The sequence below is a fragment of the Candidatus Paceibacter sp. genome, assembly GCA_013360865.1.
In the GTDB taxonomy this organism is placed as follows: domain Bacteria; phylum Patescibacteriota; class Minisyncoccia; order UBA9983; family UBA9983; genus SURF-57.
In genome coordinates, this window is record JABWAS010000014.1 from 1 (window position 1) to 20626 (window position 20626).

At 39.4% G+C, this 20626-nt stretch carries 22 protein-coding genes and 1 tRNA gene; all 23 read left to right on the forward strand.

Translation table 11 applies throughout. The features are described 5' to 3' along the window. Positions 1-41 precede the first annotated feature (41 nt). The 23 genes from HUT38_03305 (at position 42) to HUT38_03415 (ending at position 20578) form a co-directional block, all read left to right on the forward strand. A tRNA-OTHER gene (locus HUT38_03305) sits at positions 42-152 on the forward strand. Positions 153-331: 179 nt separating this feature from the next. Further along, positions 332-589: a hypothetical protein gene (locus tag HUT38_03310; protein ID NUQ57485.1), complete on the forward strand. Its 258-nt coding sequence runs from the start codon at positions 332-334 to the stop codon at positions 587-589. After that, positions 570-713, forward strand: coding sequence for a hypothetical protein (locus tag HUT38_03315; protein NUQ57486.1), 144 nt, complete (start codon positions 570-572; stop codon positions 711-713). Before HUT38_03310 ends, HUT38_03315 begins: the two co-directional genes overlap by 20 nt. A 152-nt stretch (positions 714-865) precedes the next feature. Further along, positions 866-1279: a hypothetical protein gene (locus HUT38_03320; protein NUQ57487.1), complete on the forward strand. Its 414-nt coding sequence runs from the start codon at positions 866-868 to the stop codon at positions 1277-1279. 108 nt (positions 1280-1387) lie between these two features. Next, entirely contained in the window at positions 1388-1564 is a 177-nt protein-coding gene (locus HUT38_03325; GenBank protein ID NUQ57488.1) for a hypothetical protein, read from the forward strand. A gap of 4 nt (positions 1565-1568) precedes the next feature. Next, entirely contained in the window at positions 1569-2015 is a 447-nt protein-coding gene (locus HUT38_03330) for a hypothetical protein (GenBank protein ID NUQ57489.1), read from the forward strand. Then, positions 1969-3198 carry a hypothetical protein gene (locus HUT38_03335; GenBank protein ID NUQ57490.1) on the forward strand — a complete coding sequence of 410 codons (1230 nt, stop codon included), beginning with the start codon at positions 1969-1971 and terminating at the stop codon, positions 3196-3198. The genes HUT38_03330 and HUT38_03335 overlap by 47 nt, the downstream gene beginning before the upstream one ends. Then, positions 3195-3986, forward strand: coding sequence for a glycosyltransferase (locus HUT38_03340; GenBank protein ID NUQ57491.1), 792 nt, complete (start codon positions 3195-3197; stop codon positions 3984-3986). Before HUT38_03335 ends, HUT38_03340 begins: the two co-directional genes overlap by 4 nt. Positions 3987-4152: 166 nt before the next feature. After that, the gene (locus HUT38_03345; protein NUQ57492.1) at positions 4153-5931 is read left to right on the forward strand and encodes a hypothetical protein; all 1779 of its coding nucleotides are present in this window, start codon (positions 4153-4155) and stop codon (positions 5929-5931) included. 10 nt (positions 5932-5941) lie between these two features. Continuing rightward, positions 5942-6517, forward strand: a complete 576-nt coding sequence (locus HUT38_03350; protein NUQ57493.1) for a hypothetical protein — start codon at positions 5942-5944, stop codon at positions 6515-6517. A gap of 165 nt (positions 6518-6682) precedes the next feature. Then, on the forward strand, positions 6683-7240 hold the full coding sequence (locus tag HUT38_03355; GenBank protein NUQ57494.1) for a hypothetical protein: 558 nt from the start codon (positions 6683-6685) through the stop codon (positions 7238-7240). Positions 7241-7301: 61 nt separating this feature from the next. Beyond that, entirely contained in the window at positions 7302-8159 is an 858-nt protein-coding gene (locus tag HUT38_03360; protein ID NUQ57495.1) for a hypothetical protein, read from the forward strand. Between the two features lie 302 nt (positions 8160-8461). Continuing rightward, a complete protein-coding gene (locus tag HUT38_03365; protein NUQ57496.1) occupies positions 8462-8641 on the forward strand; it encodes a hypothetical protein in 180 nt (59 codons plus the stop codon). Between the two features lie 71 nt (positions 8642-8712). Next, positions 8713-9237 carry a hypothetical protein gene (locus HUT38_03370; protein NUQ57497.1) on the forward strand — a complete coding sequence of 175 codons (525 nt, stop codon included), beginning with the start codon at positions 8713-8715 and terminating at the stop codon, positions 9235-9237. A 20-nt stretch (positions 9238-9257) separates the two neighbouring features. Further along, positions 9258-9494 (forward strand): hypothetical protein, encoded by a 237-nt coding sequence (locus HUT38_03375; protein NUQ57498.1) that lies wholly within the window; start codon positions 9258-9260, stop codon positions 9492-9494. Continuing rightward, complete coding sequence (locus HUT38_03380; GenBank protein ID NUQ57499.1) at positions 9481-10107, forward strand: hypothetical protein; 627 nt, start codon at positions 9481-9483, stop codon at positions 10105-10107. The genes HUT38_03375 and HUT38_03380 overlap by 14 nt, the downstream gene beginning before the upstream one ends. Beyond that, positions 10104-11513, forward strand: coding sequence for a hypothetical protein (locus HUT38_03385; GenBank protein ID NUQ57500.1), 1410 nt, complete (start codon positions 10104-10106; stop codon positions 11511-11513). The genes HUT38_03380 and HUT38_03385 overlap by 4 nt, the downstream gene beginning before the upstream one ends. A 1-nt stretch (position 11514) precedes the next feature. After that, a complete protein-coding gene (locus HUT38_03390) occupies positions 11515-11946 on the forward strand; it encodes a hypothetical protein (GenBank protein NUQ57501.1) in 432 nt (143 codons plus the stop codon). Then, on the forward strand, positions 11947-12537 hold the full coding sequence (locus HUT38_03395) for a hypothetical protein (GenBank protein NUQ57502.1): 591 nt from the start codon (positions 11947-11949) through the stop codon (positions 12535-12537). It abuts the gene before it with no gap. 578 nt (positions 12538-13115) lie between these two features. After that, a complete protein-coding gene (locus HUT38_03400; GenBank protein NUQ57503.1) occupies positions 13116-13946 on the forward strand; it encodes a hypothetical protein in 831 nt (276 codons plus the stop codon). Between the two features lie 3 nt (positions 13947-13949). Then, on the forward strand, positions 13950-18173 hold the full coding sequence (locus tag HUT38_03405; protein NUQ57504.1) for a hypothetical protein: 4224 nt from the start codon (positions 13950-13952) through the stop codon (positions 18171-18173). Between the two features lie 106 nt (positions 18174-18279). Beyond that, complete coding sequence (locus tag HUT38_03410) at positions 18280-19068, forward strand: hypothetical protein (GenBank protein ID NUQ57505.1); 789 nt, start codon at positions 18280-18282, stop codon at positions 19066-19068. A gap of 1 nt (position 19069) precedes the next feature. Further along, positions 19070-20578 carry a hypothetical protein gene (locus tag HUT38_03415; protein NUQ57506.1) on the forward strand — a complete coding sequence of 503 codons (1509 nt, stop codon included), beginning with the start codon at positions 19070-19072 and terminating at the stop codon, positions 20576-20578. The last annotated feature ends 48 nt before the right edge of the window (positions 20579-20626 follow it).

Genomic DNA, 20626 nt, shown 5'->3' on the forward strand with positions numbered 1-20626 from the left:
TAATCTCTGGCGACGAGGAGCCGCCAATAGCTCCTCAAAAACGGGGGTTAGTTTAATGGTTAGAACGTTTTTTATTTGCCGCGGAATTATTGTTTTGCTAACAGTAATACAAACTAAAAAAAGACAAAAGGTTCAATTCCTTTTACCCCCACTATGGAACAAAAAATAAATCCAAGACAGCCCGCCTACAAACAGGTAAAAACAGTTATACCCTATTGTCCCGTCTGCAAAGAGCAACTCCAAGGCAACAACAGCCTTTTCTCACCCTGGAGATGTTCTTGCGGGGTATGGAGACCCTTATGGGATAATCCACTTAATTTTGAAATAAAAAATGACACCAAAACAAATTAAAAATAATTGGAATGAGTTTCTCCGGCAATATTACTGGCAACCTTGCGGCGGTTGCGAAGACGGCCACAGCAGTTTCTGGCGTAGCGTGATAGAAAGCGAGGAGTGGAGAAAATGGAAAGAAAGCCAAATGACTAAGCCGAAATGGGATTTTGCGGAGTGCGAAGGGTTGGGAATTATGAGCAAGAAGCACTGGAAAGAATTTGTTAAATTTATAAAAAATGACCAAAAAACAATTTGATAGACAACTGATAAAACTCGCCGAAAAAGAAATTAAAGAATGGCAAAAATTTATAAACCATATTAAAAAAGGCGGGCAATATAGTATTGCTTTAGCTGAAAAATTATTGGCACATAAAAAATGATTAAAAAACTTTTAAAATACCTCGGCTTCCTTTCCCACTGTTGCGGAGCCAAAACGGAATATAACGAGGATTATGATAAGATGTATTGCGGGAGGTGCGGGAAGAAAATATGATATTAAATTGCTCAAAATGCGGAAAAGAGGTATAATTAAATGAAAGAAATTAAAAATTATCCGCCGAATTATAGCGAATTGCAGAGATTTTTTCCGCTTAATCTGCCTGATTATGTTCCTTTATTCCCTTACGGGGATATATTATACAACCCCAGTGGCGGAGAAATTGCTCCCGATGTGTTGTTTCACGAGGAAATCCACAGCAACCAGCAAAAGAAATTTTCGACTCCCGAACAGTGGTGGGCAAAATATATTTATGACCGATATTTCAGATTGGAACAGGAATTGGAAGCGTATTACCTTCAATGGCAGTTCGTAAAAAAAAGTTTAGGCAGTAAAGCGGCTAAAGAATGTCTGGAGGAGTTGTCTGATAATTTATCATCCCCCCTTTATCAATTAAACCTAACAAGGTCGCAGGCAAAAACAAAAATAAGAAAATATGCCATTTATTAAAATAAAAACAGGTAAAAATAAAGGAAAATATAAATCCCCTTCTGGCCGAAAATTTACAGCTCGGCAAGTTCGGGCTTATTATGCGGGGGTTTTTAAGAAGAAGAAAAAATGAAAAATTATTTTAAATTTCAAATCAGTGGTGAAGAGAAAACCGAAATCTTTTGTGTAGTAGGTAAGAAAAAAATGTATAGTATCTGCGAAAAATTCATTAAAGATGCCTTGACAAAAGGTTTTATTCCAACAATTTATCAAGATTGTGGAGGGGTTTGGAAGATAATAGGTTAAATATATGGCACGCCCAACAAAAAGAGAACAAACCAATAAAAAAATCAGCGAGGCGATGAAAATAAGCGAGGAGGAACAGGAAAGGATAATCGAAAGAATGGAGGAAGCAGCTAAATGGGATTGGACGCTGGAAGAGATATGCGAATATGCGGGAGTTAGCTATTCAACCTACCATATATGGACTAAAAAAAATCCTGAACTAAACAAGAGAATTGAAATGTTAAGAGATGATCCGGTAAGAAAAGCCAAAAAAACAGTAGCTGAAAAAATCCCAGAAAGTTATCAAAACGCTATGGATTATCTTAAACGCAAGAGAAAAACAGAATTTAGCGAAAGACAGGAGTTAACCGGAGCGGACGGAAAAGAATTAAAAATTGAGATAAGCCAAGAAATAGCCAACAAAAATGCTCTTACATCCAGCCCAGAAAATAATAGCGAAAGACCTTCATAGGTTCAGAGTATTAAGATGTGGCCGGCGCTTTGGGAAAACATCCTTGATAATTGAAGAAATTAAAGGTATTGCTATAAGCAGGCCAACAAGAATAGCTTATATCGCCAACAACTACCAGCAAGCCAGAGATATAGCGTGGGAGCAGTTAAAAAAAGAACTACGGCCAGCGATAATTGAAACCAATGAAGCGCGGCTTGAAATTAAGATTAGGACAATTAAAAACGAAGCTAGTCATATTGTTTTGCGCGGATGGGAAAGCATTGAGAACCTAAGAGGACAGGCATTTGATTTTCTGGCTATAGATGAAGTGGCGATGATGTCTAATTTCTGGATAGGCTGGCAGGAAGTATTAAGACCGACACTGACTGACAAAAAAGGAAGTGTTTTATTTTCTTCCACACCCAAAGGGTATAATCACTTCTTTGATTTATGTAATTTGGAATTGAACGACCCCGATTTTAAAACTTTTCATTTTAGCAGTTATGACAATCCCTTTTTGCCCAAAGACGAACTAGATAAAGCCAAAGCTACTTTGCCCGAAGAAAGGTTTGCCCAGGAGTATCTGGCAAAATTTCAAAAAACAACAGGGCTGGTTTATAAGGAATTTAGCCGCACAAAACACTTATATGACAATTTACCAAAGGGAGAATATACAAAAATTGGAGGTGTAGATTTTGGTTATACAAATCCTGCGGCGGTTTTGGATATTAGATATTATAATGAGAAATTTTATGTAGAAGATGAGTGGTATAAAACCGAAAGAACAGAAAGTCAAATTGCTGAATATGTGGCTGGTTGTGGATTTGGGGCGGTTTATCCCGACCCAGAAAGTCCGTCAGCCATAGAAGAATTAAGGCGAAGGAGAGTAAATGTCAGGGAAGTTGTTAAAAATAAAGACAGCATTCAATCCGGTATTCAAAAAATAAGGGAGTTGTTTCTTTCGGGGAATCTTTTAATAAATAAAAGATGTGTTAATCTTATAATGGAGTTAGAAACTTATTGCTATGATGAAGATAAGGATGACAAAAACAGAAAAGAGAAACCTATTAAAGCTAACGACCACGCCTTGGATGCGTTAAGATATGTTATTCAGACATTTGATTATTTTCCCGCTATAAATTTGAAATTACGAGAACAGTTTCTAAAAAATATGAACCGGCAGCAACTTAATTCCGCAAAATGATTTCTCTTCTTATTCCCAGTAAAAATGAAGAATATCTGCAGAAGACCATAGACGATATTCAAAATAAAAGCGATGTGGAAATAATTGTCGGATTGGATGGCTGGACAATCCCCTTAAATAAGGAATGGAAACCAAAATATCCTGAAAAAATAAAATGGCATATTGAAACTGAAACCATCGGGCAAAGGGCAATGACCAATAAACTGGCCAGAATGTCGGAAGCGGAATACCTTATGAAAATAGACGCTCACTGCTCATTTTCGCAAGGATTTGATAAGGAATTACTGGACAAAATAGATGATAAAACAATTATGGCTCCTTACCTTCTCCGGCTTAATCCAGAAACTTGGGAGCCAATACCCAAACCGGCTAGCTCGGCTTTCTGTTTTGATAGTAATTTGGTTATGCAATATCATAAAGAAGCAGAAAATAATGAATTATTGAACGAAACAATGTGCCTACAAGGTTCGGCGTGGATTATTTCAAGGGAGAATTACTGGAAATGGAATATCTGCGATGAGAGTTTGGGGGGTTGGGGCGGACAAGCGGCGGAATTAGGCATCAGGGCGTTCCTAAATGGGGGAAAATGTATAACAAATAAAAATTGCTATTATGCTCATTTATTCCGAGAAAAAGAAGAGGAGTTTCCTTATCAACGGGATAAAGGGATTATTTTCAATACTTTGGAAAATTTGCGAAAAAAATATTTGAACAAAGATTTAATTCCTTTGGTTGAAAAATTTAACTATCCCTGCGACTGGAAAGAATTTGTTGCGAAACTAAAATAATGTTATAATAAATAAAATGCCTTTGGGAAAATACAAGAATTTCGCGGCTTGCGTGGCCACCAATAGAAACAAAAAAAATCCGCAAGCGTATTGCGGAACGATTGAAGCTATCATCAAAGAACGCCGCAAGAAAAAGATTAAAAAATAAAGGTGATGTTATGAACTTTTGAATCAAAGCATTCACGAGATAATAAGGGACGCTGAAAACAATTACATTTTTGGCACGACCAAGTTGGGGAATTATGTTGATTTTCAGATGCACGACACGATAGAAAAAATCGCCGCTTATTATTATTCCAAGCACACTTCGGGCGATAAAGACAGTTTGGGACGGGATAAACCATTTTTTAACATCGTTGTCGCCGCCACCAACATTTGGTATCGGGCGACCGACATTGACCGTAAGGATGTAAACATTTCCGCCACAAAATCATCGGGAATTGTTTTGTCGTTTTTGGGAACTGTTTTGTTGCAAAATTGGATGCGGAAAGCCCGCTTTGGTGTGTATCTTAATCAGTGGGGCAGAATACTGGCTCAATACGGTTCTGCCGTTTCAAAATTTGTGGAAACAGACGGAGAGTTATTATGTTCGGTTATTCCTTGGAATAGAATAATCTGCGACCCTGTGGATTTTAACGCTTTGCCAATGATTGAAAAAATCTATAAGACACCCGCCCAGCTTCGCAAAATCAAAGAATACGACCAAACTGTTGTGGAAAGTCTCATATCCGCCACAACGACTCGTAAAACACTACAAGGGCAAACCAAAGACTTAAAAAGCGACTTTATAGAATTGTTTGAAGTTCACGGAGAATTACCGGTCGCCTTACTTAAAAAAGAGCCAAAAGACGAAGACTGGAAAGAATACCGCCAGCAAGTTCACGTTGTTTCCTATGTTCAAAATAAAAGCGGAGAATATGACGATTTCACTTTGTATAAAGGCAAAGAAAAGAAAAATCCATATATGCTCCATCATCTTATTGAAGAAGACGGACGAACACTGGCAATCGGTGCAATAGAATACTTATTTGATGCTCAATGGATGCAGAACCACAGCATAAAAAATATGAAAGATACACTGGATTTGGCATCCAAACTTATTTTCCAGACGGCTGACCCTGTTTTTGCCGGCAGAAACGTGTTATCTGCAATAGAAACAGGGGATATTTTAATTCATAAAGAGAATCTACCCTTAACCCAAATTAACAACTCCAAAGCTGACATTGTTGCTTTTCAAAATTTCTCTAACCAGTGGAAAGTCTTAGCGCAAGAAATAACCTCAACGCCGGACGCTTTGCGGGGCAATACTTTGCCCTCCGGCACGCCCTATTCTCTGGGAGCTTATCTCGGCCAACAAGCTAATTCCTTGTTTGAAGTTATGACCGAAAACAAAGGACTGGCTATTGAAGATATGTTGAGAGAATTTATAATCCCCCACCTTAAAACAAAAATGGACACCAAAGATGAAGTGGCGGCTATTCTTCAAGACCATGACATCCAAAAAATTGACGCAATATATATCCCCAAAGAAGCGATAAGGAGATATAACAGTCAAGCCAAAGAAATGGTGTTAAACGGACAAATGCCTCCGGTTTTCAATCAAGCCGAAATTGAAAACCAAGTGCGAAGCGAATTATCGCCTTTGGGCAATCAACGTTTTTTTACGCCGGAAGACATTACTTGGAATGAAGCTTTAAAGAATTTGGAATGGGAAGCAGAAGTGAACATCACCAACGAAAACAAGGACAAACAAGCGGCATTGACCACCTTATCCACAATATTACAGAGCATCGCTTCCAATCCTGCCATACTTCAGGATCCGAACGCCAAACTTATTTTCAATAAAATTTTAAATACCGTAGGCAATGTTTCTCCCATTGAATTATCAATGGCCGGGAACAAGCCAACGCCCGCTGTGGTCGGTGATGGGGCTATTATCAAATAATTAAAAACCAATGGAAAAAGAACAAAAAATAACGGAAGAAGGCTACGGAATGTTCAGCCGGGACGAAATGAGATTGATTAAGGGAATTTTTAAAGACAATCCACTTTTAATCAAAACAATCCGCAAGTTTTTCTTTCAAGGCGAAATGTCGGAGGAAGAAAAAAAACTGTTGGGAATGTTAAAGAGTTTGGGTGGATTACCGATATTGAGGAAATGTCTTTTACCTGAAATTGACCCAGAAAGCCCCCTATTCCAATTTGCCGATGTTTACAACGGGATTTCAACAAAAGACCGAAGCACGGAATTTGTGAATACGGAAATTGAGGCAAAAATGCTTTTGGGCAAATATCTGGACAATCAGTTTGATGTTTTAGAAAACGGAAAAGCGAATGAAATTAAACTGCGAGATTTGGTGGATTTTGGAAAACATACCAATCCAACTGAAAGACACATTTTTTTGGCCTGCCGCAATGCCCTGCTTATGCACATAGACACGATGATGCAAATGATTAAAACACTGGCGGACATAAAAGAGGAAACAGCGGACGAAAGGTCGACTAGGTTAAAAAAAGACAGCGCAAAATGAAACACAAAAAAAAGTCGGCTAAAAAAATGGCGGAAGAAAGAATGATGATGAAGATGCCAAAAGTCTGCCCGACTTGCGGAAAGAAAATGTAATTTGTATTGACGTTAAAAATTTGATATAATTATTAGTAATCTTGGTGGAGCTTGCCCACCTAAAAAACACTCTATGGACGAAATAAAAACTTGGACTGACTTTGGAGCCTTAACCAAAGAGCAACTGGATGCTTTTACTCCAGAAGAGTTGGAAACTCTTAAAACTTCCATTGCCGACAATGAGGCAAAAACGGCCGATGAAAGAAAAAGGAAAGATGAGGAAGCGGCCAAAAACAAAGAATTGGCCGAGAATTACAAAATAAGAGCCGAAAAAGCCGAATCAAAGGTAAAAGATAAAGGAGAGGGTTTATCTGATAAGGACATTTTCACCTTAACCAAATCGGACATTGATGAAGAAGATTTTGATGAGATAAAAAATTACGCTTCTTTCAAAAAGATTTCGGTTAGTGAAGCCTTGAAAGACAAAACTCTGCAATCCATTATCTCCGACCGGAAAGAGGAACGGCAAAGCGCGGCGGTCGCGGCGGCTAACGCCAAAAGTCCGCGCGGGACTTCCAAAGTTTCACCAGAAACTTTATTGGAAAAAGCCCGACAAGGGCAAATGCCTGAAAAAGACGAGGATATAGAAAAGCTCGTTGAGGCCAGAATAAACTCAAAGAAGAGGGGCTAATAATACAGGGTGGGGCTGTGTTTGTTAGGAGTGATGATTTATTAAATAATCATTACAAACGATGAACACAATATCATCAAGAGGGTGGAGGGATAAATACCGCTCCACCGTAATGCAGCAAGTTTTGAGGTCTGCTCTTGTTGCTGAAAAAATTTGCGAAGTAGACCGCTCGGACAATTACAGGATACAAAACCCGTATAGCGGACAGCCCACTGCCGCCGTTACGGCCATAGCGTCAGCCGGAACTTACTCGGTTTCCGCTTGGACGCAAACCGACGACACGCTTACTGTTACCGACGAGGTGGCGTATGGCGAACACGTTTTCGGTTTTGAACAGCTGCTTAACAACTATGACTTGTTTGCTACCAGAATGGAGGAGCAAGCGTTTGCGGTTGCCGAAAGAATAGACCATTTCGTATTGAACAACTTGTGCGAGGATGCCACCGGAACTTACACCACGCCGGCCGGCGGTTTTACAACTGCGGCCAACATCAATGTCATAATGGCCAACTTGATTTCCAAAGTGGCCGGATATGCCGATGTTTATAAGGGTATGTTCTTGGTCATTGAGAACACCGATGTGGTTGGATTTATCCAAGCGCAGGCATCCAATGGCTTCAGTTTCGCCGATGCCGCTTTGAAAAACGGGTTTATGGACACTTATATGGGAGTGGACATTTATGTTGTCCGTTCCGGTCGGTTTGTTGATGCCACCATTGGTTCGGTCACGGTTACCAACTCCGGACATAGGGTATTTGGGGTAAAAGGAGTGTCCACTTACGCTTCGCCAAGAGGTCTGGACATAATGGAAAAAGAAATAACCGGCAAGACTGGCAAAGAAATTGCCGTGGCGGCGCAGGTCGGATTTAAGCTCTGGACGCAGAAAGCGGGATTGATAGTAGATATTACTCTTGCTTAATTATTAGCTAATCCTTCGGGGCTGATATAAGCGGGTAGCCCCATCACCCTATCCGCTTATCCCAGCCCCGAAGTTAAACAAATGGCAAAAGAAAAAGAAGTTTCAACAAAAAAAGAGCAACTCAAAGAATTGATAGAAAAATACAAAGTCCAAAATCCAGTGAAATACGAAAAGAAAAAAGGAGAACTGGAAAGAAAACTTGCGTCTCTTTAATTATTAGTTAATTCAATGCAAATGAATATAAAAAATATATTGCTGACAGTCGTAATAGCGGGGCCACAGACCAATACTCCACGACCACGTTGATAGGCACTTCTTATGAAGTGGCGGCCAACAAGCAGGCAACGATTGTGGCTTCCAGCACCCCGCTTGGCAATACTTTGTTTTCTCCGAATGACTGGCTCGTTTTCAAGATGGGCGGCGGTTCGGGCGGAAATTTCAGTCCGACAGGAGTTTGTCAGGCGACTTGGGAGGTTATTTAGCTTCTTACACATCGGCTGAAAAATCGGCCGATGAATTAAGAAGCTAAAAATTAAAAACTAATTAAAAACTAATGAAAAAAATAATATATATAACATCAGTTCTTGCCATAATTGCTTTTACGACAATAGGCATATTTTCAGCTGATAAAGTTAAAGCTAATCCTTCATCCGTGCAAATAAACACCAATGGAAGCACCACTAATTCTGTTTCTACCACCACTGCGATTTATATGACTTCCAGCACAGCTACAACCTCTGTCGCTTTTGACCCAGAAAACGGCAATCATTTGCAGTTATTTGCTTCTGCTTATTCCAGCACCACGCCGTCAGTTTTATATTTTAATCTTCAATTTTCAAACGATAATATAGATTGGTACACTTACGAAACTATTGCGGCCGGAGGTGGAACGTTAACTAATGGCACAAATGGAGATGATTATTTGTGGACAGCGGCCACTACAACAGTTAACGAAACTGTAAACAAAACTTTCCCGATAATTACCAGTTATGCCGCCAAGTATGGCAGGATACGTTTCAGTTTAACCGGCGGAGCGGGCAATGTTCTTATTCAAGCGGCGCAGAAGAAAGAATTTTAAGGTTTAAAAAAAGAGAGAAAATGAAAATAACACGAACAAGCGAAAATGAGTTTGAGATTGAACACGAACCTTTAATTGAAAAAGGAAGTATTGAAAATTTGAAAGAAAAAATCAAAATACTGGAAAATGAAAAAGATGTTTTTGAGGAGAAATTCCAAAAAATTTTTAAAGAAAAAGAAGAAAGAGAATTGAAAATTGAGGAATTAAAAAATCAAATTGAAGAAATTAAGAAATTAAAAATAAATGACACTCGCTGACATCCAAAATAGCATTTATAGGCGGACAAAAACCGATTCAACGTCGTTTTCAAACGCCAATATGCTTTTGGCTCTTAACAGGGCTTATGAAAGGGTTAATTCTTTAATCCGCCGGCATATAGATAATTACCGGCCGACATTGTGGTCGGCTTCCGATTTAACTACAGGAACAGCCACGCCAGTGTTTGATTCTCTTTATCATGATTTAATCGCTTTGTGGCCGTCTTATGAATATGCTTCCGAAAATGTAATGGCAAACGCTGGAGGATTTCTGAATATGATAAATGCCTTGGAAAAGGATTTGGTTCTATTTTATGGTTCAAGGGGTTATGATGTTTTTACCATCACAATCGCTTCGCCAGGAGTTATTACGAAGAATAAACACGGGCTTAGAAATGAGGATAGAGTTTCGTTTATCACCACAGGAGCATTACCTACAGGAATTTCTGTTGATACTTGGTATTATGTGATTTACGCAACGGAAGACACATTTAAAATTTCAGCAACGAAAGGAGGAACAGCCATCAATACTTCCGGTTCTCAATCTGGCACGCATTATTATTACACCGACCAGCAAAAAAGATTTATAGCAAATAAAGAATCAAACAAATGATTCCTAAACATTTTCTTGAATTAAACGCGCAAGATTTTATACGGGGTGCTGCCACCTCTAAATACACAGCCGATGGGGGATTTTCTCCCGAAACTTACGGGGTAAATTTAATTGCTGTTCCCGGCGTTTTGCATACGCCAACAGCTGTGGTTGATTCCGACCCTGATGGAAGAATTACAACCAACAAGGGGCTTATCGCTTCTAGTAACGATGATGATGTCTTTGGTGGTTATGAAAAAAAAATGGTGTCAAATGACGGAAAGTTTTATCGTTACAACGGCACAAAAATACCCGAAGCGGCATTGCGAACGGATGCAACCAATACTTATGCTCAGGGATTCACCGATATGATTTCTTTTGCCGGGGAAACCTATACGACAACTAAAGAAAAACTTATCAGGTGGGATGAAACGGGCGCAATTTTTAATGCGTCCTTTGCCACTTTTACCAACCAGACATATCCCCACCCAGCTTTAGTCTTTGAAAATAATGCTTTTTATGGAGATGGAAATTTATTATTAAAGCAAACTTCGGCTGGTGGCGCGCCAGCCACAGTTTTAACACTTTCCACTGACCAAATAATTATTGCTTTGGGCATTGACCCTGGAACTGGTTATATGCTTATCTCCACGACAAATTCATTGAACATTTCTGATACGTTGCCCTCAATAAATAAAGTTCTTTGGTATGATGGGTTTTCTTCCAAGCCAGTCAAAGCGGTAATTTCAGATGAAATGGTATTAAGTTTTCATTCGGTAGGAGGGGTAGTCTTTTGTGGATATGGGAAAAATTTAGGGTATATAAATGGTTCAGGGGTGGCGTTTCTTAGGAGATTAGACAATGTAACTTTTGACAATGTCCAACTTCCTTACAAACAAAAAATAACTTCAATCGGGTCAAATCTTTTTGTTCAAGACGGAAATAAAATACTTTGTTATGGAGAGATAAGCCCGGGCAGAAGAGCATTTTTTTATTTGCAAAGATTTCTGGTTGCCAACGAGGGCAACATTACCGCTCTTTTTAGCGCGGGACAAAATAAATTAGGAATTGCCGCCGACAAAGACGTTTTTTACACACTGGATGTTTCTAGTGTTTCTGGTTATGGGGGTGGTGATTTTTACACCCCATTCTATAATTTTCCCCGCCCGGTTATTATCAGAAATGTGTGGATAGAATGGGCAAATGCAGTGGCTAACTCCGCCACTCCGGGGGTTTTGTATTTAAATAGCGAAACAGTTAGTTTAAAGTTATTTCCTTCTTTACAAAACAATACAGGGGCTTCCACTAGATTCTCCGAAACAAAAAACTTAAATGAAAAAGTAAGAACATTCCAACTCAATTTAACATTTTCTAACTCCAATTATGGGGTTAAAAGGATAATTATAGGCTATGATATTGCCGAATAATATGGACAACGAAATAAAAAACTATATAGACCAGCAAATAAGAGAACACAGGCATAATGGTTTGAACGCCCAAAACATAACCAGCGAGGATATTTTTCCCCAACTTAAAAACAAGAGACTGATAAAAAGATGGGCAACGATTACTTCTTCCGCCACACCCACCATCAACACTGATGAGGTTGATTTTTTCAGCATTACAGCTCAAGCGGTTGATATAACGTCTTTTACCACCAACTTAAAAGGGGGAGCGACAGAAAACCAAACTTTATGGATAGCGATAACCGGCACGGCTTCAAGAGCGATTACTTGGGGGGCGAGCTTTGAGGCTTCCACTATTGCCCTTCCAACGACAACATCGGGAACAAACAGACTGGATGTCGGGTTTGTTTGGAATAGTGCCACAAGTAAATGGCGCTGCGTGGCAACAGCTTAAATGTCTTGGCCATATACACAAAATTTTAATAGCTTAACAACCGGCGATTTAAACGGCCAAGATAGCTGGTCAGCCAATGTCGCTTGGGACGTGCAAAACTCTGTAGTTCAAGAAGGGGCTAATGCTCTTTCTTGTGTTGCAGGTGAGTCAAATCAAAATGCCAATAGGACGATTACGAGCACAACTTCTGGTAATGTGGTTTTCTATATGCGCGCTACCCACAGTGGCGGAACGCACAATGGAGCAACATTTAGAGCAAGGGACAGTTCACTTACTGGACGTTTTGATGTTAGATTCACTCAAAATTCAAGCAACTTAGAACTTGTAGGAACGACCACGGTAACATTAGTTTCGGGGTATTCAGTAGATACCTGGTACAAAGTTGAGGTGGAGTATGATTGTTCCGGCAATACGGCAAGAGCAAGGATAAACGACGGTAGTTGGTCTTCCAGTGTGACATTGACAGGTTCGGGCGATATTACTGATTTATTTTTGCAGACAAACGATGCCGGTTCCCCCGCTGGCACTTATTATTTTGACAATATTTATGATGCGACGCCGCCTTCTTCCGGTTTTTTTCAATTATTTTAAATGATATAATAGATATATGGAGAATATCACAACATTTCAAAAATATTATAAAAATCATTCACATAGAAGAAAAATAGTTAATTTTTAGATATATGGCAGTTATACCTCAAATCGGATATAAAATTGATCCCAATAATCCCAACGCTGTGATAAGAGATTTATCTATTCCTCTTTCTACCCTTACCTCCAATGAAAAACCCTTAAACATCCAGCAGTCGCCTCAAGTTCCTCCGCCCGATATTAAAAATATCCCGATAACGGCGCCAGCTCCAAAGCCCGAATCTGCCAACGATTTAACCACACGATTGGAAGAACTGAATGCCAGTTTATTAGGCAAAGAAACCAAAATATCTAGCAGGGTGGCTGAAAAAACCGCCCCTTATGAACAATCCCTTAACGAACTAAACACTCAAATCAAACTTCATCAGGCCAATGCTTTGGCTAGGCAGGAAGAAGCTCTTAAACAGGGCGAAACATTGCGATACTCTACTGGGCTGGCTGGACAAGTTGCCAGAACGGACGCCATAGAAGCGATGAAATTATCCGCTTTGGCGCAGGGTATGCAGGGCAATATTCTCTTGGCCGAAAAACAAGCCCGGAACGCTGTAGAAGCTGAATTTGCCCAAACAGAAAAAGACCTAGCCACTGCCCGACAAAATATCATAAATAATTATGACACCTTTACGGCGGCAGAAAAGAAAAGAGCTGATGCCGCTTTGTTATCCTTAAACGAAAAAGACGCTTTTGTGGCAAGGAATAAAGCGGAAAGAGAACAGTCATATAAAATAGCGTTAGAGGCGGTTAAAAATGGATTAACGGATAATAAACTTTTAACCGAAATTCAAAACTCCACGCCAGAAAAAGCGTTGGAGCTGGCACAGCCGTTTTTGAAAGAAAAAGTTGAAACTCCAAAACCAATTATTAAAGATTACGAAGTGGGAGGCAAAATGGTAAGAGATGTCATTGATTCCGCAACTGGTAAGTTGATTTCAAGGACTGATTTAGGGATAAAGCCATCCGGAGAAGACGAGAAAAAAGATGATTATGCCAAGGCAGAAAAATTTTTAATTGATAATCCAGCGGCTTCTTATGAAGAATTAAAAAATGCCTTACTTCAAAATACAAAAAAATTATCAATATCTGAAATTGAGGCAGTTTTAGCCGACAAAGGAATTACAAAAGATATTAAACCAGAACAGTTTTTTACTGCAGAAAACATTAAAGATATTTCCAAAGAACTTATAAAGATTTACGGCGAAGACGCTGTCAAATCAATAGAAACCACTGGCAAAATAAACATAAATGACAAAGATGTTAAATTGAGCAAAGACCAAATTAAATCATTGTCTGAAGAAATCAAAAAACAACAGGAAGAAAAAGTCAAAAAACCGTGGTGGAAATTTTGGTAAATTATGGCATTAAACTTATCAGCTTTTGGAATAAAAGAAAAACAAACAAGTAATCTAAACTTATCTGCCTTTGGAATTGAGCCAGAAAAAGAAATTGTGAAAAAAGAAACACCATCTTTTAGAGATATTTTAGGCAGTCCTGGTTTTAAAACAGCCGAGACAACCCCAATGATTACGGAAGAAAAAGGAATAGCGAGACTGCCCTTTGGGAAAGAGCCGAAGGAAATACCGGGTGGAGTTGTGCCGGCATTGGGAGTTAGTTTGGTTGGTGGTTTATTGGAAGTTATCCCGCGCGTTGGCGTGCAATTTTTGGCGAACATTAAAGGACAAAAAACCGAACCGCTTAATTTGGAATTTGGAGATTTAGGCAAAAGACTTGGTTTTGATGAAAACAAAATAAAAAGCTCCGGAGAAGCATTTATGGATGACTTTACAAAAAGGCAAGAAAAAACTCCTGATGATTTTTCCAATAAAACATTTTTTAAAAATTTTGCTTTATCTTATGGCAAGAATGTTTTAACACCTATTTTGGATGCCTTTGTTGCTGGTTCAACAGGGACAACCTTAGCCAAAACAGCATTAAAATCAACATTAAAAGACCCAGTGACACAATTTGCTCTTAAAGAAATGAGAATAACTGCAGAAGAAGCGATGGATAGGGATGTTTTAAGATATGCTTTTAATCGCCAATGGGAAACAATAATAGGCAGAGGCGGTAGCGCGCAAGAACTAAATAATCTAGGCAAAGCCACAGAACACCTTATAACCAAAATTGAGGGTGGTGAGCCGATATTCGGATTAAATAAACTTGGCGAATATGTCCAAAAAACAGCCCGCAGATTTTTGGAAGATATGTCAAAAACGACAAATAGATTGCCGGTTGGTTTGTCTATTGAAGATATAAGCAAGCAGTTGCCAGCCAAGATTAAGGAAGCCAATAAATTAGTTGAGCAGATTAAACAAGCCGGTGGGGATATTCAAAAAGCCCAAGGGATTTTAACAGACATTGGCAAAGCCACTTCCGTTGACGCGGCGGAAAATCTTTTGGGACAACTAAAAACATTAACTCAACCCAGTAAAGAAATAAGCCCGCTATTAGAGGAGGCGAAGAAGTACAAGAGTGCGGAGGAGTTTGTGAAAGCACAGGGAAAAGAACTATATCACGGTAGTCCAAGGTCTACCTTTGAACAGATACAAAAAGAAGGGTTAAAGATAGTTGACCGTAAAGACACAATGAATAAAGGCAGTGGAATCTCTTTTTCTCTTGATAAGAAACACGCTGATAAATTTGGGCCTAGAATTGGTGGTGGAACAGTCGAAGCATTGCTAGATAAGTCTGCTCGTCTTGTTGAGGGGGACGTATTTAACAGTAAGGTTAAGGAAATTTATAATGGTTCAACTCTTTATTTACGTGAAAAGGCGAGGACTCAAGCGGCTGATTTTTTCAAGAAAGAAGGATATGACGGAATTGACTTTACAAAAGCCAAAACCAAACTGGCATCTGAAAGCGCGGAAAGCGAAATTCGCATTTGGAATTTAGACAAAATTAAAACCAAATCCCAACTCACCGATATATGGAATCAAGCGAATAAAGGCAAAAACCTACCCAGTAAAAAATCTTTTCTTGATACCGCCAGAAAAATTAAAACAGAAGATTTAAAAATTTTGGCTGAAAAATTTAAAAGCAAAGAATTGACGCAGACAAGATTTGAGGAATTGGTTTTAGAAGCTGATTTTGCGAAGCAAGCCATTGAAGGGAATGCCGCCAAAGAACTGGCCAAATATTCTCCTAAAAGAGGGGATTTTGCGGGACGGCTTAAAGAAGTAACCGGCAAGAAAGAAGGAGGAATTTTTGCCCAAAGAGGCGATGATATAGTAACCGAACTTGGGTTTGGAAGCAGTGAAGAAGCCAGAGAAGCATTTGAACTTTATACAAAACAAAAGAAAATTCTTGATGAAATTGAGAAAAGAATAACAGAATTAAGAAAAACTAAAGCGGCTATCGGCAAGGGCGAGAAATTGATGAAATTAGCCATTGGAGACAGGCGAGCAAGATTAAGAGCTTTAAAAGACAGATATAATCTGACCGATGCCGAATTGGCGGAAATAAAAGGTGGACGAAACCTTACCGCTATGAGTAAAAGCGAATTTGATAATTTTATAGAACAGGCCGAACAAATGGCTCAAAGATTGGAGGGAATAAGAGAAGCCCGAATTTCTTTATTGTCCACTATTCACGAAAAAGATTTAAGAAAGTGGGAAAATGTCAGACAAGCGATGAAACTTCCACCTATTAACAAAATGACGGCGGAACAGATGAACCAGCTTAATGAAGTTTTGTCGCAGTATAAAGATGCAGATGAATTTTTAACAGTCAGACAATTAGAAACAATCGGTCAAACTGAACTTAAGGGAATGAGAACAACGCGGGAAGTTTTGGAGCATCTGGCTAAAAGATATAATTTGTCAGTTGCCGATTTGCCGAATATTAAACCTCATCCGTGGATGTATGACGCGCAACTCGCCAGACAGCATCCTTTGTATGATTTGTTAGTTGATAAATATAATCTTTCTTACCTAAAAGCCCAAAGCAGAATTATTGAACTTGAAAAAGAAATGAATGAACTTATAAAAGCCAGTCGAAAATTCCAATTAGTGCCAACAGATAAAAATATAATCAAGTGGCTAGAAGCAACGGCGGAGGAAAGAAAAGTTATAAAACTATCTAACGCCGAAATGAAAGCCGCTCAAAGAATGGATGCTATTTTCAAAGAATACTATGATTGGCTGGTTAAAAGAGAACTGGACAAAAAATTCAGCTCCCGTTTTGAAGATAAATATTTTCCCCACACAAGGAGAGGGTTTTTAGAAGCGTGGAAAGAAGATGGATTTTTAAAAGGAGTTAAAGAAGGATTTGACCAATTTAAGCAGGAGGAAAAAATGCTAACTATTTTAGACGAGAAAACTGGCGATATCCTTCCTTATCAAAAATGGGTTGGATTTACAAAATTTAGAACAGACAAATTAACTCCGACGCAAAATGCCGCCAAAGCGTTTAAGGCATATGTCACCGCGCTAGAAAAAGCCCGTCAGTTTGATGAATTTATCCCCGAAATAATGATTTATGTTCACGCCCTTACTCCAAAAGAAATGACTCCGAAGGGTTTACAAATGAATGATGCTTTGCAAAGATTTGTAAAAACTTGGATAAATTCCAAAAAAGGCAGGGTGCAAAAACAAATAGTAACTCCGGGCGGTAAAATGGATTGGGCTTTGCGAATGGGCGCTACCATAACCAGAATTAAAGACTTGGGTTTGAATATCCCGGTCGGCATAGCTAACATTTTTGGCGAGCAGGCCGGCAATCTTACTATGTTGAGGTTAAAATATCCTATTGGTGTAGCAAGACTAGCCACTCCAAAAGGACAGGCGATTGTAAAAAAATATGAAAATTATGTCGGGCAGACTCTTTGGCATAAATTAACCGATGCATCAAATACCGTCGGAGATACTCTTTTGGCTGGTATTTTTGGTTTGTTTGGCGAGTCTTCCAGAAAAGGAAATCAGGTGTTTTTACTTGGCTCGATGACGCCAGAAGAATTTGCGAAAGGAGAAATATCTTTAGAGAGGTTGGCTTATCTGCGTAAGAAACAAGGCAAATATAGAACAGTTGAAGGAGCCGAATCGGTCTTTGGTAAATCAGCCGAAGCGGCTGTTGGTGGGCAATATAAAAAATGGGCGATACCGATTATTGTTTCCACAAAAGACAATGCCGTAAAACTCGCTTCAATTTTGCGAAGTAAAGGAATAAAAGCCGCTTTATCGTCCGAAGAAGGCGCGGAGCTGTTTTTCTCTGTTATTTTGGGTTCGGCGGTTGGATTGGGAATAATGGGTTATTATGAAGAAATAAAAGATAAGAAAGACAAAAATTTTCTTGAAGACATAATTTATAAATCAGGACGGGACGCTTTGTCAATGATAGGCGCGCTTAACCCACAATTTCTCGCTTCGTTTGCGGCACCGAGATTAGCTTCATTTTTAGTTGATTTAGGCGAAGCACTGGACAATATAATTAGATTTGAAAAATATAAAACTACTGGTGAATTAAAAGGGATTAAGCAGTTAAAAGACATTTTAAAACCCTCAATTATTCGTCCATTTTTGAGGGAGAAAAAAGAAGATACGATTAAAATACCTAGCATTAAAATACCATCAATAAAATTATGATTTTTATTATTAGAGCAGTTGAAATAATTTTGATTTATGCGTTAGTTTCGTGGTTATTTAACGATAAAATAAAAACATAACCTACAAATAATGATATAATATAACTATGGAAATCGCCGAAAAAAATTTAAACAAACTTAACAAACTATTCGCCATAATGGACGAAGATACTTTAACCCGCGCGGAATTTTTGAAGTCTTTTGAGGTGGTTATCCAGCTTGTCTTAAAAACCGAAAAACAACTGATTGAAAAAATAGACAAACAATTAAAAGACGAGTTGAAAGATGGGAAAGAAAAACTGAAAGAACTTAATGAGTTGCACGCCGAAGTGATTAAAAAAGTAGAGGAGGAAAACACGGCTTCGCTTTCTAACATAAAAAAATGGGCGATAGAACAGATAGGCGAATTTTTAATTAAAAGAAAAGTCAATGAAAAAATAAGCGAATTGGATTTAAAGATTAAGCAAGTTGATGATAAAATTAAGGAGGTTAAAGACGGTAAGGATGGCAAAGACGCCGATGAAGAAAAAATTGTCAAAGAAGTTTTATCAAAAATACCAGAAGCGCCAGACTACAAACAAGAAATCAAAGACATTAAAGACGAGTTGGAAATTCTTAAAAAACAAAAAGGTAAAATTATAAGTGGTGGAATTATTGGCCGAGATTTAATTAAAGACATAGACCTTTCCGACCAGTTAGACGGGGTAACCAAAACCTTTAACATCCAAGCGGTTTGGAACATTATCAGCGTGCATTTGTCCAGCTTTCCGTATTCATTGCGAAAGACAACGGACTTTACTTATACTACGACAACCATCACGTTTACTAATCAAATAGATGCGGCTTCCAGCTTAGCGGCTGGGCAGACCTGCGTATTAACAGTAGTAACAGGTTAAAATGAAAAAATATTTATACATTATAATAGGGATAATAATATCGGGAGTTAGCACAGTTTATGCCGCCCCATATTTCAATTATTCGCAGTCAATTATTCCTGCCTTAAATTCAAGATACTATCTTGGTACGACAACTCCCTCGACTGTAGGTTGGAAATCTGTTATAACTGACGAATTATGTCTGACCGGAGATAGCTGTAAAACCACTTGGCCTACCGGCGGCTCCGGTGCTTCCCCCGACTGGAACAAACAAACCAACTACGGCGTTTTAACCCTCACCCCCACCACGACGATACCTATATGGGCTAAGTCCAATATCTACGCTTCTTCAACGATAACCGCCACCAATTTTGAGGGGTATTCCACATCAGCTACTTCTACCTTGGCGCACGCTCTGGCTGTAACCGCCAACCAAACAACCGGAACTTCGGCGGAGGGAACGACTGACGGAACCGTAAATATCCAGAACACCAACAGCAACGCTTTAGGTCTGCAGGTTTACACCAACAACGGAGCCACGACCGACTCTCCTTTGGTACTCTTTAGAAGCGACAATACGGCTTTTGACGACGGAGTTTTGTGGCTTCTTCAGGATGGCACGGGTGGCGGAGCTTATAATGCTAGATTTCAAGGCCCCGCACCGCAACTTGAATGGGTGGAATCTGACCAGACTACACCGGCTGGAAAATTTGAGGACGGGGTAAATGGAGATGTCCGTTATATCGCCAGCAGGAACGCCGCCGACACCAGTTTTGAAAACGCCTTTACATTTGGGCGTTTGGCCAATGGAGGTTCTTTTGCTCAACTTGGCACAGGGAACTCTTATTTCACTGGCAATTTAGGTGTAGGAACGACCTCGCCTTATGCCAAACTGTCGGTAGTCGGAGAAACAGTGGCTCAATTTTTTACCGCCACAAGCACCACAGCTTCATCAACATTGCAAAATGTTAATCTTAACCAACTTGCTTTTTCCGATAACTCCACCCAGACATTAGCTTATAAAGCCACAACGACCGATGTGTATGTGGATTGCAATATGCCCCAGACGGGCAGTGAGGATTTTGCTCCGGGCGGTTCTTGGTGGCAACCAATTGGCAGTATTGGAGCGTGGGCTTTCCAAGACGCCACATCGTCATCGGTCTATTGCATTTCCCATATCCCCAAAAACATGGCGGCTACGCCTAACGCTTCAATATGGACGGTTATATCCGCCACCACTTCAGGGACGGCGATACTCAACATAGAAGCAACCACGACTGCTTCGGGGCAGAACTACAACCCCGCCTCATATACAGTCTTACTTAACGCTTCTACAACAGCCGCTTCTAGATTAGTGATTACCGGTTCTGCTAATTATCAAGGCACAGGAACATCTACCCCAGTAACCAATACGCTTAATGCGGGCGATGATTTGATTATCAGATACAGACGACATGGCGAGAATGCCAACGACACAGTTAATAACGATATTTTTATGCCCCAAATGTGGTTGAGATTAGATGTAAACTAATGAAAAAACTTATATTAACTTTAATAATGTTGACATTCCCATTTACGG